The following is an 18240-nucleotide window of genomic DNA, read 5'->3' as shown; positions in this document are numbered from 1 at the left end:
AGCTGGCGGGGCGAGACCGGATCAGCCCGTCCCCAGCTCCCGTTGGATGAAGTCGAACATCTCCTCGTCCGTGGCCGTCGCCAGCCGGCCCGCGACCGCCTCGCCGGACTCATCAGGTGCGTCGCCGCCCCATGCCAGCATCAGGTGGCGCAGCCGGGTGGTGATCCTGGTCCTGGCGGTGTCCTGCCGGGTCACCCGGGCGAGCGCGGCCTCCAGAGCTTCGATCTGTGTCAGCACCGGCAGGTCGGCCACCGCGACGCCCGTATGCAGCTCGGCGTCCAGGTGGGCGGCGAGCGCGGCCGGCGTCGGATGGTCGAAGACCACCGTGGTGGGCAGCTTGAGGCCGGTCGCGTCGGCCAGTTCGGTACGCATCTCCACCGCGGTGAGCGAGTCGAGGCCGAGGTCCCGGAAGGCCGCGTCCGCGCTGACCTCCCCGGTGCCGTCGTGTCCGAGCACCCGGGCCATCGTGTCGCGCACCAGCTCGGCGAGGACGCGGGCGCGCTCCTCGGCTGGCAGGCCGGCCAGCCGTGCGACGTACGGCGGGGTGCCGTTCGTGTCCCGGCGGTCCTGCCCGGTCTCCTCCTCCGCGGCCAGGCGACGGACCTGGGGCAGATCCTCGATCAAGGGCTGGCGCCGGTTGACCGTGAAGGACGGCACGAACCTCGCCCAGTCCACGTCCGCGACGACGGCGAAGGTCTCGTCCTGGTCCAGCACCGCGCCGAGTTCACGCACGGCCGCCTCGGGCGCCATGGCGCGAATTCCCCTGCGGCGCAACTGCACCGCGGGCGCCCCCGTGGCCAGCCCGCCGCCGTCCCAGGCGCCCCAGGCGATCGAGGTCCCCGGCAGTCCCTCGGCCCTGCGCTGCGACGCGAGCGCGTCCAGGAAGGCGTTCGAGGCCGCGTAGAGGCCCTGGTTCCCGCTGCCCCACACCCCGGCGATCGAGGAGAACAGGACGAACGCGGTCAGGTCGTGGGCCTTGGTCAGGTCGTGCAAGTTGATGGCGGCCCGGACCTTACCGTCGATAGCCGCGTCCACCGCAGCCACGTCCAGCGCGTCGACCGGCGCGTTGGCGAGCACGCCCGCCGCGTGTACGACCGCGGTGAGCGGGCAGTCGTCGGAAATCCCCTCGATGACGGCGGCGAGTGCCGCATGATCGGCGACGTCGCACGCCGTAATCGTCACCCGTACTCCCCCGGCAGTCAGCTCGGCGGCCAGCTCGGGCGCGCCCGGGGCGGCCATACCGCGACGGCTGACCAGCACCAGGTGATCGGCGCCCCTGCCAGCCAGCCAGCGAGCCACCCGTGCCCCGAGCGCCCCGGTCCCACCGGTCACCAGCGCGGTGCCCGAGAGCTGCCACCGGTCACTCGGTCCTGCTGGCTCGGCCGGCGCCAGTCGTCTGGCGTGGAGCCCGTCGGCGCGCACGGCCAGTTGGTCCTCACCCGACGCGCCGCACAACGCGTGGACAAGCCGGTCGACAGCGCGGTCGTCGACGCGTTCCGGCAGGTCCACCAGGCCGCCCCACCGGCGCGGGTGCTCCAGTGCCACGGCCCGGCCCAGCCCCCACAACTGGGCGCCGACCGGATCAGTCACGGGATCGGTGTCACCGACGGACACCGCGCCCGACGTGACACACCACAGCGGACTCTCGATGCCGGCGTCGCCGAGCGCCTGCACCAACAGCACCATCTCCGCCACGGGTCGCGCCGGGTCGGCGCCGTCCCGCACCGGCGCCGCCAGCACGATCCCCGCCGGCGCGGTGTCGTCCGTGAGGTCGGCCAACCGCTTGGCGAGAATCGCTCGTTCGGGGCGTACGTCGGACATGCGGAGCGGGACCACCTCCGCTCCCCTGGCGGCGATGCCGTCGGCGACCCGCGTGGTCCAGCCCGTGTCCCGACCGTCGGGTGTGACAAGCAGCCAGGTCCCATGCAGCTTCGGCTGATGCTCGTCGGGCACCGGTTTCCAGCTGACCCGGTAGCGCCAGGTGCCGCCGCCGATCGCCTCCTGGCGTACTGTCGGCCAGTAGCGGCGCCGCTGGAACGGGTAGGTCGGGAGGACGGTCCGGTGCGCCCCGGTGCCGGCGAAAAAGGCGGGCCAGTCGAGGGAAGCGCCACAGGCGTGCAGTTCGGCCACGGCCCGGACGACGGACTGCTGCTCCGCCGCATCGGCCCGGAGGGCGGGGACGAACCGCATGCCGTCCTCGACGCACTCGGCGCCCATGGCGGACAGCACACCCGTCGGGCCCAGTTCGAGGACGCGGCCGACACCGAGACCGGCAAGTGTGGTCACCGCGTCGGCGAAACGCACGGTTTCCCGGACGTTGCGCACCCAGTGCTCCGGATCGGCCAGTTCTTCGGCTGTGGCGACCCGGCCGGTCACCGTCGACACCAGGGGGATCGCGGCAGGGCGGAACGACACGCCCTCGACCACGCCGCGGAACTCGTCGAGCATCCCGTCCATGCGGGCCGAGTGGAACGCGTGCCCCACCCGCAACCGTCGGGTCTTCCGTTCGGCGAACCTGTCCACGAGAGCCGTGACCGCGTCCTCGTCGCCGGACAGCACAACGGAGTTCGGGCCGTTCACGGCCGCAAGCGACACCCCGGCGGTGAGCAGCGGCACGACCTCGTCCTCGGTGGCGCGTAACGAGACCATCACCCCGCCGGGCGGCAGTGCCCGCATCAGCCGGCCCCGCGCCGCCACCAGGTCAACCGCGTCGGAGATCGGCAGCAGTCCGGAGACGCAACCTGCCACCACCTCGCCGATGGAATGGCCCATCACGTAGTCCGGCGCCGCACCCCACGATCCGAGCAATCGGTACAGCCCGATGCCGAGCGCCAGGGCACCGGCCTGGGCGTAGTCGGTGCGCTGGGCCAACGCCGAGTCGGGGCCGGCGAACATCACGGTGGCCAACGGCTGGTCGAGCCAACGGTCGAAATGCTCACACACCTCGTCGAACGCGTCGGCGAACACCAGAAACCGGGCGTGCAGCGCCGCGCCGACGCCGGGACGCTGCTCCCCCTGCCCGGGAAAGACAAAAGCCTGTAGGCGATCCGACGCCGTTGACTCGAACGTGGCTCGGGTACGACGGCGGTCCGCGAGCGCGTCCAGGCCGGCGAGCAGTTCCTCCCGGCCCGTCGCGAGGACGACACCGCGGTGTTCGAGCGCCGCCCGGGTGGTTGCGGCGGTGAAGCCGATATCGACGAGAGACAGGTCGGGATCGGCGGCTACGGCGTCGTGGAGCCGCCGCGCGCCGGCACGCATGGCGGCATCGGTTCGACCGGACACCACGCACGGCACCAGCGGAAGCCCGCGGTGCTCACCGGTGTCACCGGCCTCGTCGGGAACGTGCTCGATGATGACGTGTGCGTTGGTGCCGCTGATCCCGAACGACGACACCCCGGCTCGCCGCGGCCGGCCGTTCGCCGACCAGTCCCGCTCCTCGGTCAACAACCGGACCGCGCCAGCCGACCAGTCCACATGCCGGCTCGGCTCATCCACATGCAGAGTCCTCGGCAAACGACCATGCCGGAGCGCCAGCACCATCTTGATCACACCAGCCACACCGGCAGCGGCCTGAGTGTGCCCGATGTTCGACTTCACCGACCCCAACCACAACGGCCGATCAGGATCCCGCTGACCATACGTCGCCAACAACGCCTGCGCCTCGATCGGATCACCCAACGCGGTACCGGTACCGTGCGCCTCGACAACATCGACGTCGGACGGCCGCAAGCCGGCGTTCGCCAACGCCTGCTGAATGACCCGCTGCTGCGCCAACCCGTTTGGCGCCGTCAACCCGTTCGACGCGCCATCCTGGTTCACCGCGGAACCACGCAGCACCGCCAGAACAGGGTGCCCGTTCCGCCGCGCGTCGGAGAGCCGCTCCAACAACAGGATTCCGACACCCTCACCCAGCCCGGTGCCGTCCGCACTCTCGGCGAACGCCTTGCACCGGCCATCCGCCGCGAGCGCGCCCTGGCGGGAGAACTCGGCCAGCACCTCGGGTGTCGCCATCACCGTGACCCCGCCGGCCAACGCCAGCGAGCACTCGCCACCCCGCAACGACTGCGCCGCCAGATGCAACGCCACCAACGACGACGAACACGCCGTGTCCACCGTCACCGCCGGCCCCTCGAAACCGAACGCGTAGGAGACGCGGCCGGCCACGACACTCGTCGCGTTGCCGGTCATCAGGTGCCCGTCGGTGCTGTCGGATGCTGCCCGCAGGACCGTCGCGTAGTCGCTGCCCGCGACCCCCGCGAAGACGCTGGTATGACTGCCCCGCACGGAAGTCGGGTCGATCCCGGCCCGTTCCAGGGCTTCCCAGGTCACCTCGAGCAACAACCGCTGCTGCGGATCCATCGCGAGCGCCTCGCGCGGGCTGATGCCGAACAGCCCGGCATCGAAGCCGGCCACGTCGTGCAGGAACCCACCCGCACCGGTGGCGATACGAAGATGTTCTCCAGCCCCGGTACGGTACTCGGCGCCGGGCGGCCAGCCACGCCCAGCAGGCAGCTCGGACAGTGCTTCCTCGCCGGCGACCAGCAGTTGCCACAGCTCCTCGGCGGACTCGATTCCGCCCGGATAGCGGCATGCCATGCCGATGATCGCGATCGGCTCCCCCACCGGTACGGCGGCCCGCGCCGGTGTCGCGGCACCGCTGGACTCGTTGGCCAGGAGCGACCCGAGGTGTTCGGCGAGGGCGGCCGGGGTCGGGTGGTCGAACACCACGGTCGCGGACAGTGCGCACCCGGTGTCGCGGACGAGCCGGTTGCGCAGTTCAACGGCCATCACCGAGTCGAGCCCGGCGTCGGTGAAGGCGCGCCTGGTCCCGACGTCGTCCGGCGAGTCGTAGCCGAGCACCGAGGCGGTGTGCGAACGCACCGTCTCGACGAGCATGCGGTCCCGTTCCGCACCGGTCGACGCGGCCATGCGCGCGGCGAACGACGTGTCCGCGTCGTTCGCCGACGAATTCACACGCAACGCCGCAACCTCGGGTATGTCGTCGAACAGCGGGCTGGGCCGCACGGCGGTCCTTGCCCCGAGGTAGCGGTTCCACCGGATGTCCGCGACGAACGTGTGCACCTCGTCGTGGGCGAGCACCTGCGCCAGCGCCTCGATGGCCAGCCGGGTGTCCAACGCCGGCGTCCCGAACCGGTCGAGCGTGCTCCGCACCGCACCTCTCGCCGATTCGGAGTCCTGCCAGGCGCCCCAGGCGACCGAGGTCGCCGGCAGGCCGGCCGCCCGCCGGTGCCGCGCCAGCGCATCCAGAAAGGCGTTGCCCGGCGCGTAGTTGCCCTGCCCAGGCGCGCCGAACGTGGCGCCGGCCGAGGAGAACAGCACGAAGGCCTGTAGATCCAGGTCCGAGGTCAGCTCGTGCAGGTTCAGCGCCGCCGTCATCTTGGCGTGGAGGACCCGGTCGATCTGTTCCGTCGTCAGGTCCTCGACCACTGCGTCGTCGAGCACGCCGGCCGCGTGAACGACCGCGGTCAACGGGTGGCGCGGCGGCAGGTCGGCCAGAAGCCGGCGTACCGCGTCCCGGTCCCCGACGTCACACGCGGTGGTCGTCACCGCGCACCCGTGGCCAGCCAGTTCAGCGGCGAGTTTCGTCGCGCCTGGGAACTCCTGCCCGCGGCGGCTGGTGAGCACCAAGTGCTCCGCGCCGCTGCGGGCGAGCCATCTCGCCACGTGCGCACCGAGGGAACCGGTGCCACCGGTGATCAGCACGGTGCCGCTCGGCCGCCAGGTACGCGTGCCCCTCTCGGCCAGCGGCGCCCGCGCCAGCCGCCGGACGTACACACCCGAGTCGCGCACCGCGAGTTGGTCCTCGTCCTCGACGAGCACCGCGGACACCATCCTCCGCACGCCGGTACGGTCAGTGGTGCCGCCGACCGGCAGGTCGATCACCCCGCCCCAGCGATCCGGGTGTTCCAGCCCCATGACCCGGCCGAGGCCCCACACCAGGGCCTGCGCCGGGGCGGGCAGCGGCTCGGTGGCGCCGGTCGCGACCGCACCCCGGGTGAAACACCACAACGGCGCCTCGACATCGGCGTCGCCCAACGCCTGCATCAGCGTGACGTTGTTGGCGAAGCCTCTCGGCACGGCGGCTGACGGGCCGACCCTCTCCTCGTCGAGGGCCAACGCGGACAGCACGCCGGCGAAATCGTGCCCGGTAGAGGCGGTCCGCAGCCGCTCCGCCAGCTCGTGCCTGTCGGGACATCGGGACTCGATCCGGAGCTCGACGACATCAGTGCCCTCGGCACGCAACAGTGCCAGCTCGGCGAACGCCTGCTCGTCGGGCGTCACGACCAGCCAGGTGCCCGGCAGCCCGGTCGCAGGCGACTCACCGAGCCGGGTCCACGTCTCCCGGTAACGCCAGGAGTTCATCGTCGATCTGTCCCGGCTGTTTCCACGCCACAGCGCCAACGCGGGCAGCACCGCGCGGAACGGCTGGTCACCGTCGACCCCGAGCGTCGTGGTCAGCGCCGTCAGGTCCGCGCGCTCGACCGCCGTCCAGAAGGACTCGTCGGTGCCGCTCACCCGCTGTACCGGCTGTTCCTCGCCGTCGGACGCCAGCCAGTACCGCCGTCGCTGGAAGGGGTACGTCGGCAGCACGACACCGCCGCGGTCTGCCGGAAGTCCGGCGGTTAGGTCCACGTGGACTCCGCGGACGTGTGCCTCGGCAACGGAAAGGTGGAACTGCCACAGGGCGTCGGTGTCGTTGCGCAGGGTCTTGACCACGACAGCCTCATCATGGCCCGAGCCCAGGACCGCCTCGACGTTCTCCTGGGTGGCGGCCAGCAGAACGGGGTGGGTGCCGACCTCGACGTACGCCCGGTGCCCCCGCCGAGCCAGCGTGGTGACCGCCTTGTCGAACCGCACCGGGCAACGCAGGTTGCGATACCAGTACTCAGCATCGAGCGTCGCGGCGTCGATCACATCCCCGGCGATGCTGGAGCAGAACGGGATCGTCGTCGACCGCGGCCGGACGGGTTCGAGCGCGCCGACCATCGCGGGACGCACCTGTTCCAGCTGCCTGGTGTGCGACGCGTAGTCGGCGGGCATCCGGCGGGCGCGGATTCCCCGAGCCTCGCACACCGCCCGCAGGTCGTCGAGGTCCTCGGGCGTGCCGGCCACCACCACCGCAGCAGGAGAGTTGATGACCGCGATCTCCAGGCTCGATGGCCGCTCCGCGAGCAGACGGCGCACCTCGCCCGCCGGCCGCGCGATCGACATCAGGCCACCGGTGCCGCGCAGTGGCATCACCACGCGGCCGCGAGTTGTCACCACGCGGGCGGCGTTTTCCAGGGACAGCGCCCCGGCAACGGTGGCGGCGACGATCTCACCCTGCGAGGGCCCGACGACCGCGGCCGGCCGGACCCCGAAGCTGCCCCACAGGTCGGCCAGCGCGACCATCACGGCCCACAGGACCGGTTGCAGCACGTCATCGCGCTCGAACGGGGGTGCGGTATCGGCGCGGCGCAGGACGTCAACCAGGGACCAGTCCACCAACGGCGCCAGCGCACGCTCGCACCCGGCGATCGACTCGGCGAAGATCGGCGCGGTGTCGAGCAGGCGGGCGATGGTCTCGATCTGCTGCGCGCCCTTGCCGGGGAACACGAGAACGGGTGCCAGGTCCGCGCCGTCCCGCGTGCACGCGACACCGCAGACCAGGTTCGTGGCTGGCTTCCCGCGCGCGAGAGCGGTCAGCCCCCGCAGCAGGTCCTCCCTGTCTCCGGCGACGACAACCGCGCGGTGCTCAAACCGCGTACGGGTGGCGAGGGCCGCGGCCACGTCCGCCGGTCGCAGGTCCGGATTCCCGGTGAGCGTGTCGGCCAACCGCAGTGCCTGTGCCCGAAGGGCGTCGCTGCTGCGTGCCGACAGGGCACACAACACCAGCGAGGGAGTCCGGGACGTGTCCGGTGGTTGGGCGGTGGGTTCGCTCTCCTCGATGATGACGTGTGCGTTGGTGCCGCTGATTCCGAACGAGGACACCCCGGCACGTCGCGGCCGGCCGTTCGGTGGCCATTCCTGTTCCTCGGTCAACAACCGCACCGCACCGGTCGACCAGTCCACGTGTGGCGTCGGCTCATCCACGTGCATCGTCTTCGGTAACCGGCGGTGCTGGAGTGCCAGCACCATCTTGATCACACCGGCCACGCCCGCGGCCGCCTGCGTGTGCCCGATGTTCGACTTCACCGAGCCCAACCACAGGGGTTGTTCCGGATCACGCTGGCCGTAGGTGGCCAACAGCGCCTGCGCCTCGATCGGATCACCCAGCGTCGTGCCGGTACCGTGTGCCTCCACGACGTCTACGTCGGACACGTGGAGGCCCGAGTTGGCCAGCGCCTGCCGGATCACCCGCCGCTGCGACGGACCGTTCGGCGCGGACAGACCGTTCGATGCGCCGTCCTGATTCACTGCCGAACCACGCACCACCGCCAACACCTGATGCCCGTTGCGCCGCGCGTCCGACAACCGCTCCAGCAGCAGGACACCGACGCCCTCACCGAAACCTGTCCCGTCCGCCGCGGCGGCGAACGACTTGCACCGGCCGTCCGGCGCCAGACCTCGTTGCCGGGAGAACTCGACGAACTCGATCGGCGTGGACATGACCGTGACCCCGCCGGCCAACGCCAGCGTGCACTCACCGCTCCGCAACGACTGCGCCGCGAGATGCAACGCCACCAGCGACGACGAACACGCCGTGTCCACCGTCACCGCGGGCCCCTCGAACCCGAACGTGAACGCGACCCGTCCGGACACCACGCCGGTCGCGTTCCCGGTCAGCAGCAGCCCGGCCACATGATCCGGGGTGCCGGCCAGGCTGCCGGCGTAGTCCCGCCCGGATATGCCGGCGAAAACGCCGGTCTGGGTGCCGCGCATCGAACGCGGGTCGATTCGCGCCCGCTCCAACACCTCCCACGACGCCTCCAGCAGCAACCGCTGCTGAGGGTCCATCGCGAGGGCCTCGCGTGGGGAGATGCCGAAGAAGTCGCAGTCGAACTCGGTCGCCTCGTGGACGAACCCGCCGGAGCGGGCGTACGAGGCGCCCTGCCGGTCCGGATCGGGATGGTGGAGCCGGTCGAGGTCCCAGCCGCGGTCCGTCGGGAACGGCCCGATCGCGTCGCCGCCCGCCTGCACGAGCTGCCAGAGGTCCTCCGGGGTCGCCACGCCGCCCGGGTAGCGGCACGCCATGGAGACGATCGCGATGGGCTCGTCGTGTGCGGCCCCGGCGTCCCGCTGCTGCACCGGCGCGTCCTCGGGCACACCGGTGGCACACGTGCGGAGGAAGGCAGCCAGCTCTCGCGGCGTCGGATGGTCGAAGACCATCGTCGCCGGCAGCCGCAGACCGGTCGCCGTGGCTAGCTCGTCCCGCAGCCGAACGGCCGTCAGGGACTCGAACCCGGCGTCGCGGAAGGACTGGCTCGGCCCCACCTCGTTCGCGGACGAATGCCCGAGCACGGCGGCGGCGTGGGCACGAACGAGGTCGAGCAGCAGCCGGTCGCCGTCGGCGGCCGAGAGACCGGCCAGCCGCTGCGCGATCCGATTGTCCGGTGGTCCGTCCCCGCCGGCCTCCGCGACCCGCGCCTCTGGCAGGTCGGCGACCAGGCGGCTCGGGCGCAGGCTGGTGTACGAGGGGAGAAACCGCGTCCAGTCAAGGTCGGCGACGAGCAGCGTACGGTGCCCGGATCCCATCGCGGCCCGCAGCGCGGCGAGCGCCAGCGGCACGGCGATCTCTCGCAGCCCGTGGCCGTCCGCGTCACCGGCGCTGTGCTGGCCGGCCCACCGCCCCCAGGTCAGCGACAGGATCCGCACGCCCTGCCCGTCTCGCCGTAGGGCAAGCGAGTCGCAGTGCGCGGCGACCGCCGCCTGCGCGCCGTAACCGACGCCGCCGAACACGTTGGCGAGTGGGCAGAACAGCACGACCGTCCGGAGCGACGCGTGTTCGCCGACCGTTGCGAGAAGGGCGTCGGGAGACGTGTCCCCGGTGAGCCGCTCTCGGAGCGAGGCCGCGTCGAGTTCGGCCAGGGTGACCGGCAGACCGGGGCCACCGACGTGGATGACCGTGGTAAGCGGGTGCTCAGCGGGCAGCTCGGCGAGCATCCGCGCCAGCCGCGTTCGGTCGACGGCGCCCGCCAGCACCACATGCTCGGCCCCGCAGTCGTCGAGCCAGCGGACGAACTCGGCGTCCAGCCCGCCCAGATCGCCGACAAGCAGCGTGGTGCCGGTGGGCGCCCAGGGCTCACCCGCCGGTTCGGTCACCGTTGTGCGATGCAGGCGGCGGCCGAGGATGCCGGCCGGGCGGATCGCGACCTGGTCCTCACCGCCGGCTCTGGACAACGCGTACGCCAGCAGGCCGCGAGCGTCGTCGGTGTCGAGGTCGAGGACGTCTACCAGGCCACCCCAACGCGTGGTGTGTTCGAGTGCCGCGGTCCGGCCGAGGCCCCACACCGCGGCCTGCTCGGGGCTGGGCACCGGATCCGCGTCGCTCGTCGCGACGGCGCCCCGGGTGACACAGCACAGCCTGGCCGACACGCCCGCGGCACCAAACGCGTTCACGAGCGTCAGGGTCGCGCCGGCGGGGTCCTCGCCGAGGGCCAGCAACGACACCGCGCCGACGGCGCCCTGGTCCTGGCACGCCGCGCGGAGCCGGGCGGCAAGGGTGTCCCGATCGCGTTCGGACTGCTCCACCGGGACGCGCACCACGTCGGCGCCGTGCTCACGCAGCGTCATGTCGACGGCGTCGGCAAAGGGATTCGCCGCACCGCTGACCAGCAGCCACCTGCCGGACAGGCTCGGTCGCTCGCCACTGGGCAGTCGCGTCCAGCCAATCCGGTAACCCCAGCTGTCGATGGACTGCCGGGGCGGCCCCGGCCAGTGGCGCTGTCGCCGGAACGGGTAGGTCGGCAGGCCGACCCGCCGCGCGTCATCGGGGAAGAACGCGGCCCAGTCGACCGCGGCACCGGCCACGTGTGCCTGCGCCACCGCGGTGTTCACGGCCGCGACCTCATCGCCCCCGAGCAGTACGGGGATGAACGTGGCGGCACCGTCATCGGCGCTCTCGCGGCCCATCGCGCTCAGCGACCCGTCCGGACCGATCTCGACGAACCTCGTGACCCCGAGGCTCTTCAGGGTGTTGACGCAGTCGTGGAACCGCACGGCATCGCGCGCCTGCCGGACCCAGTACCCGGCGGTCGCCATCTCGTCGGTCACCACCGCGCCGGTGCGGGTCGAGACGACCGGAACCCGAGGCGGTGACAGCGTGAGACCACCGACCACCTCGCCGAACTCGGCGAGCATCGGCGTCATCAGCGGCGAGTGGAAGGCGTGGCTCACCGTCAGTCGCTTGGTCCTCGTCCCGCGCGCCCGCCACGTCGCGGCGACCCGGAGCACCGGGTCCTCGGCGCCGGAGATCACCACCGAACGCGGGCCGTTCACCGCGGCGATGCCGACCAGGTCCAGGTACTCGGCCAGGGATGCCGTGACCTCCGGCTCGGTGGCGTTGATCGCCACCATCGCGCCCCCGGTCGGCAGCGCCTGCATCAGTCGTCCCCTGGCCGCCACCAGGACGGCGGCGTCGGCAGCGGTGAGCACGCCCGCGACGTGCGCGGCGGCCACCTCGCCGATCGAGTGACCGGCCAGGACGTCCGGTCGCAGGCCCCAGGACGCGAACAGGCGGATGAGCGCGACCTCCACCGCGAACAACGCCGCCTGGGTGAAGACCGTCTGGTCGAGCAGCTCGCTTTCCCGGCTGCTCTCCCTGGCGAAGACGACCTCCCGCAGCGGCACGTCCAGCCTGCCGTCGAACAGCGCGCACATCTCACCGAACGCGTCGCCGAACACCGGGTACGCCTCGGCCAGTACGCGTCCCATGGCCAACCGCTGCGACCCCTGACCGGCGCACAGGAACGCGGTGCCACCCTGGCCCGGCCCCGCCGTGCCCACGCTCACGCCCGTCGCGGGGACACCGTCCGCCAGCGCGGTGAGGCCCGCGACGTACCCGGCACGGTCACGTGCGACGACGGCCGCGCGCGTCCGGAGGTGGGCCCGGGTCGTAGCCAGTGACAGGCCGATGTCCGCGGTGCCGGCGCGTTCGTCCACGTGCTGAACCAGATTGCGCGCCTGCTGCCGCAGCCCCTCCTCGGTTTTGGCCGACAGCAGCCACGGGACATACGCGCCGTCCACGGGCCGGTCCGCGCCCTCCTCCGCCTCGGGTGCCTGCTCGACGATCACGTGCGCGTTGGTGCCGCTGATGCTGAACGACGAGACCGCGGCCCGCCGGGGGCGCCCCGTCGACGGCCACGCGATCTGCTCGGTCAGCAGGCGGACCGCGCCGGACGACCAGTCGACGTGCGGGGTCGGGCGATCGACGTGCAGTGTTCTCGGCAGGACGCCGTGCCGCATGGCCATGATCATCTTGACTAGGCCGGCCACGCCCGCCGCGGCCTGGGTGTGGCCGATGTTCGATTTGACCGACCCCAGCCACAGCGGGTGGTCCGCCGGTCGGCTCCTGCCATACGTCGCCAGCAGGGCACGCGCCTCGATCGGATCGCCGAGCTCGGTTCCGGTGCCGTGCGCCTCCACCGCGTCCACCTCGGACGGCGTCAGCCGGGCGTTGCTGAGAGCCTGGTGGATCACCCGTTCCTGCGCGGCGCCGTTCGGCGCGGTCAATCCGTTGGATGCGCCGTCCTGATTGACCGCGGAGCCACGCAGCAAGGCCAGTACGCGGCGCCCGTTGCGCCTGGCGTCCGACAACCTCTCCAGCAGGACGAGCCCGACGCCCTCGCCCCACCCCGTACCGTCGGCTGCCGCCGCGAACGGTTTGCACCGCCCGTCTCCGGCCAACCCACCCTGCAGGGCGAACTCGTGGAACACCGCGGGAGTGGTCATCACCGCCGCGCCGCCGGCCACCGCGAGAGAACACTCGCCCTCTCGCAGTGACTGGCCGGCGAGGTGTACTGCCACCATCGAGGACGAACACGCGGTGTCCACCGTCAGCGCCGGTCCCTGGAAACCGAAGGTGTACGCGATCCGCCCGGAGGCGACACTGGTGGTGAGACCCGTCAGCAGGTGACCTGCCAGCCCGTTGTCGGGCGCCCGTGCCGCAGCGCCGTAGTCCTGGTCGGTCAGCCCGACGAAGACGCCGCTGTCGCTGCCGCGCAACGCCATCGGGTCTATCCCGGCCAGTTCGAACAGCTCCCACGCCGTTTCGAGCAGCAGCCGCTGCTGCGGATCCATGGCGCGGGCCTCACGCGGCGCTATTCCGAAGAATCCCGCGTCGAAGTCGGCCACGTCGGGCAGGAAACTGCCGTCGAGCGGGACAGACGGCGTGGCCTGCCATCCGCGGTCGGCCGGACACCCGGACACGGCGTCCCGGCTGGCGGACACCAGCCGCCACAGGTCTTCCGGCGAGCGGACCCCGCCCGGGTACCGGCAGGCCATGCCCACCACGGCAATCGGCTCGCGGCCTCGCTCCTCGAGATCGCGTAGTCGCTCCCGGGTCCGGTACAGGTCGCCGGTTACCCGCTTGAGGTATCTCGCGTACTTTTCCTCGTCCACCACTGGCCTCCGCTTTGCCAGGGAAATCAGGACTCGGGCTGGTCCTCTCGCATGGAGTAGACCGCGATGTGGTTGCCGGACGGATCGAGCAGGTGGGCGAAGACTCCCTCACCGCCGTGGCTGGTCATCGGCGGTCCGTACAGCTTTCCGCCGACGGCAAGGGCCTTCGCACAGGTCTCCTCCACGTCTTCCACCTGAATACCGATGATCGCCCAGTTCTCGGCCTTCTCAGTTCGGTTGTCCCAGAGCCCGCCCATCAGCCCGTTGGTGTCCGGGGTCCTGATCAGGCTGTAGGGGTTGCCATGTCCTGCCGAGAACGTCCAGCCGAAAACCTCGCCGTAAAACCGCTCCGCGGCCTCCGGGTCATCCGTCGAGATCTCGAATACCGAGACACCATTGTAAATGCGGGACATTACGCTTCTCCTTTGCTTCCTTCTGTTGATCGATCAGGCGGCGCCGCGAACAGCAACAGCCTGATCACAGGCGTAGGCGCGTACGAGCGCGTTGAACCGGTAGGTTCCGTAGTGAGGTGACTCGAGCAGGTTTCGGTCGACCAGCAGCTCCAGTCGTTGGCGGATTTCCTCGGTCGGCACACCCACCCATGCGGCGGCCGAGTCGACGTCGAAGACGCTGTCCGGATATGCGCCGAGCGACACCAACAGCTCTCGCGAATCCACATCCAGATGGTGGAACGAGTAGGCGAGGGCGCTGCCCATCGCCGCGTCTCGGGCGCCCCTTTCCGGCCGCACGGCGCGGGTGTCGGCGAGCCAGCGATTGAGGTCGCCGACAGTCCACGTACGGCGGAACACGAGCCGTTCCGCCGCGGCGCGAACCGCTAGCGGGACGCATGAACAGAGCGCGGCGGTGTCGCGCATCTCGTCTCGACCGGGCACCGGGCGGTTTCGGCCGACGATGGCGGCGAACAGATCCGTGGCGTCGCCGAGTGGCAACGGCTCGACGGGCACGGTATCGGTCGACGCGAGGCCGGCCAACTGGTGCCGGCTCGTCACCAGGACGGCACAGTCCCTGTTGCCGGGCAGCAGGGGCTCGACCTGCGCGAGCGAGGCCGCGTCATCCAACACGACCACCGCCCGCCGGTCGGCCATCTGGGTGCGCCACAACGCCGCTCGCACCTCCAGGGTGTCTGGAAGCGACGCGCGAGGAACCCCGATCATGAGCAGCAGCGTCTCCAGCGCGGCAGCGGGGGGCAGCGGGCCGGAGTCGGCACCGTGCGCCCGCAGGTCGAGGAAGAGCTGCCCGTCCGGATAACGGTCGGCCGCGAGATGCGCGACGTGCACCGCCAGGGCCGTCTTGCCGACCCCGGCCATGCCGGTGATCGAGTGCACCGCGACGGCGCCGGTGTCGGCAAGCCCTCGCGTCAGCCGGTGGACCTCGGCCCGGCGGCCGGTGAAGTCGACCAGGTCCGGCGGAAGGTTACGGTTGGCGGCGAACTGGACGCGCGCTGGCGCCGCTGGGGTGACTGTGTCGCTCAGGATCTGCTGGTGCAGTGCCCGCAGCTCCCGGCCCGGCGTCATGCCCAACGCATCGCGGAACCTCTCACGGATGGCGTGAAATGCCTGCAGCGCCTCGGCGGGCCGGCCGGCGCGGTGCAACGCGAGCATCAGCAGACCGGTGAGCCGCTCACGCGACGGGTACATCAGCACCATCTTGCGGAGTTCTGCGACCACCTCTGGCGCGCCCGTCTCGAGTGCGATGGCCAGCCGCTCCTCCACCACCTCCATTCGCGTCTCGTTCAGGCTGACCGCGTGCGGCTGGACGAACCCGGACCTGATGTCCATGAAAGCGGGACCGCGCCACAACCGCAGTGCCGCCTGGAACTCCTCCGCGGCGGCTGCCGCGTCGCCCCTTTCCCTGATGGATCGGGCCCGGTTCACGTGGTGCCGGAAAACCGTTGCGTCCAATTCGTGCTCAGCGACCCGGATGCGATAGCCCTGTGCGTCCGTAAGAATCCGGTCGGCGCCGTCGGCACCCGCTTCGGCCAGCCGAGAACGCAGTCGACACACATATGCGTGCACGGTGGACATCGCGGTGCGCGGTGGGCGTCCGTCCCACATGATGTCGATGAGCCGTTTCGCCCCCACGGACTTGTTGGCTCGTACCAACAAAGCGGCCAGTAACGTCCGCACCATGGGGCCACCGAACCGGATGGACGCACCCGAGGACGCAGCGACCTCGAGAGTACCCAAAATCCGGAAATCCATCGGTCTCCTTGTTTGCGACTGAACGTCTGCTCATCATGGCCGAGAGAGCGCATAGCCGACCGCATAAGGCTGCGCATATATGGTTCCCAGGCCGCTCGGAGGTGGTAGCTTCGATTCCGTTGCCGTCAATGTGACCACGGCTGCGGCGACACCTGTCCGGTGTTCGCCAGTGCGCGAATCGCAACCGTTGTGAGGCACAGTGGACCGAAAACCACAGTCGCTCGCCGTGCTCGGGGCCGGCGTCATGGGGTCGGGCATCGCCGCGATGGCCGTCGGGCACGGGATGGACGTCTTCCTCGTCGAGGTCGACGAAAACGTGTTGGCCCGCGCCCGCGACCGGCTTCCCGACCAACTCCGGCACGCGCAGATGCTCGGCGTGCTGCCAACGGGGCGGCCGCCCGGGAACCTGTCGATCTCCACGTCGATCCGAGATGTTGGCGTCGTGGACGCGGTCATCGAGGCCGTGACGGAGGAGTCCCAGCTCAAACGAAAGGTGCTGGCCGAGACCGCCACCGTGGTAGGGCCGGGCACGCCGCTGGTTTCCAACACCTCCAGCATCCCGATCGACGAGCTCGCGGCGGACCTGCCCCGACCGGAAGACCTCGTGGGCACACACTTCATGAATCCGGCCTACCTGATCACGATGGTGGAGGTCGTGCGTGGGCCACGCACCTCCCACGAGACGATGGCCGCCGTCATCGCGCTGTTGGACGCACTGGGCCGGCGCGCGATCGTCGTACGGGACACTCCGGGCTTCGTCACCAGCAGGTTGCTCCACTCCATGATCAACGACGCGGCGCGGATCGTCGGCGAGGGCGTCGCCGCTGTGGAGGACGTCGACGCCCTGCTTGAGGGATGTCTCGGCCATTCGACCGGACCGTTGCGCACCGCCGACCTGATCGGCCTGGACAACCTGGCCGACTCCCTGATCGCGCTCCACGAACGAACCGGTGAGGACCGCTACCGCCCCGCGCCGGAGCTGATCCACCGAATCCGCCACGGACACCTGGGCCGCAAGGCCGGCCGTGGCTTCTACGACTATGGAGAGGTGCCGTCGTGACAACCGATCCCGCCGTCGAGCTGAGCTCACCGGCCGCCGTCACGGTCGAGGATGAGCTGCGCGTCTTTCTGGAAAAGAGGCTCAAGACGACGCTGACCACGGATCAGGACATCTTCTCCGGTGGCGTGGCCAACTCGATGTTCGCGATGGAGCTCGTCGTCCACCTGGAACGGTCCTTCGACGTGTCGATCGTCGGCGCCGACCTGAAAATGGACAACTTTCGGTCGATCCGCGCCATGACCGAACTGGTGGCGCGCCTGCGGCAGCCGTCGTCCGATGGGGTCTGAGCTCGCCGACGGGTGTGAGCTCATCGACACGCTCGTCAGCGACCAGGCCGGCGCCTGGGACGTGTCGGGTCGCCTTCCCGAGCCGGTGCTCCGGGAGCTCGGCAGTCGGGGCCTGTTGAGCGCGCAGGTTCCGACGCGGCACGGCGGCCTTGAGCTGAGCAGCCTGGACAACGGCGAGCTGACCGCCCACGTCGGCAGCAGGTGCAGCTCCCTGCGCAGCGTCATGACCTCGCAGGGAATGGTGGCCTGGACGATTGCCCGCCTCGCCGATCAGGAACAGCAGGACAGGTTCCTGCCCATGCTCGTCGGCGGCAGGTTGGCGGCCGTCGGGTTCAGCGAACCGGATGCCGGCAGCGACCTGTCGGCCATCAGCACCGAGATCCGTCGGGACGGCGACGACGTCGTCCTAACCGGACACAAGGTCTGGGTCACCGCGGCCGCCTACGCGGATCTGCTCGTGATCATCGGGCGGTACGGGGACGGTGCGGCTGCGGTCGTGGTACCGACATCGGCGGTCGGTGTGGGCGTCGAGCCGGTCGCCAACCCGCTCGGGTGTCGTGCCGCAGGGCATGCCGCCGTCACGTTGGACGCCGTACGGGTGCCGGCCGGGAACGTGCTCGGCGGGCATGACCTGTCGTTGCCGTTGCTCGTCACGACGGCACTCGCCTACGGGCGGATCTCGGTGGCCTGGGGCTGTGTCGGCATCCTGCGCGCCTGCTTGCGTGCCGCGACCGCACACGCCACGGCACGCGAGCAGTTCGGCAAACCACTGGCCGAGCACCAGCTCGTCGCCAGGCACCTCGCCGACCTCTGGGTGGCGGAGCAGGTCGCCGCCAGGACGTGCGAACACGCGAGCCGCAGCTGGGACTTGCGTTCGCCCGACATGGTCCCGGCCACCATCCTCGCCAAACACGTCAGTGCCACCAATGCCGCCAAGGCGTCCGCCACGGCGGTGCAGGTGCTCGCTTCGTCGTCCGCGCGCGACGGCCACGTCGTTGCCCGCGCGTACCGGGACGCGAAGCTCATGGAAATCATCGAGGGCACGAGCGAGGTCTGCCAGCTGATCCTCGCGGAACACGCGTTAACCCTGCCGTAGCAGCGAATCGGGAGT

At 70.9% G+C, this 18240-nt stretch carries 6 protein-coding genes; 3 read left to right on the top strand and 3 right to left on the bottom strand.

The genetic code is table 11. From position 1 onward, the window contains the following. Positions 1 to 21 precede the first annotated feature (21 nt). The 3 genes from GA0070604_RS14325 to GA0070604_RS14315 are packed head-to-tail and all read right to left on the bottom strand — an operon-like array spanning position 22 to position 15782. The gene (locus tag GA0070604_RS14325) at positions 22 to 13563 is read right to left on the bottom strand and encodes a type I polyketide synthase (protein ID WP_091118404.1); all 13542 of its coding nucleotides are present in this window, start codon (positions 13561 to 13563) and stop codon (positions 22 to 24) included. A gap of 23 nt (positions 13564 to 13586) precedes the next feature. Next, complete coding sequence (locus GA0070604_RS14320) at positions 13587 to 13973, bottom strand: VOC family protein (protein WP_091118403.1); 387 nt, start codon at positions 13971 to 13973, stop codon at positions 13587 to 13589. A gap of 33 nt (positions 13974 to 14006) precedes the next feature. After that, positions 14007 to 15782 carry an AfsR/SARP family transcriptional regulator gene (locus GA0070604_RS14315; RefSeq protein ID WP_091118402.1) on the bottom strand — a complete coding sequence of 592 codons (1776 nt, stop codon included), beginning with the start codon at positions 15780 to 15782 and terminating at the stop codon, positions 14007 to 14009. A 199-nt stretch (positions 15783 to 15981) separates the two neighbouring features. Here GA0070604_RS14315 and GA0070604_RS14310 point away from each other — a divergent pair, with 199 nt between their 5' ends. The 3 genes from GA0070604_RS14310 to GA0070604_RS14300 are packed head-to-tail and all read left to right on the top strand — an operon-like array spanning position 15982 to position 18225. After that, on the top strand, positions 15982 to 16842 hold the full coding sequence (locus tag GA0070604_RS14310) for a 3-hydroxyacyl-CoA dehydrogenase family protein (protein ID WP_244161895.1): 861 nt from the start codon (positions 15982 to 15984) through the stop codon (positions 16840 to 16842). Further along, positions 16839 to 17129, top strand: a complete 291-nt coding sequence (locus GA0070604_RS14305; protein ID WP_208602050.1) for an acyl carrier protein — start codon at positions 16839 to 16841, stop codon at positions 17127 to 17129. The genes GA0070604_RS14310 and GA0070604_RS14305 overlap by 4 nt, the downstream gene beginning before the upstream one ends. Continuing rightward, positions 17119 to 18225, top strand: coding sequence for an acyl-CoA dehydrogenase family protein (locus tag GA0070604_RS14300; protein ID WP_091118401.1), 1107 nt, complete (start codon positions 17119 to 17121; stop codon positions 18223 to 18225). Before GA0070604_RS14305 ends, GA0070604_RS14300 begins: the two co-directional genes overlap by 11 nt. Positions 18226 to 18240: the final 15 nt, after the last annotated feature.

The organism is Micromonospora eburnea (assembly GCF_900090225.1).
Taxonomy (GTDB): domain Bacteria; phylum Actinomycetota; class Actinomycetes; order Mycobacteriales; family Micromonosporaceae; genus Micromonospora; species Micromonospora eburnea.
This window is presented reverse-complemented; position numbering and strand designations above follow the sequence as displayed.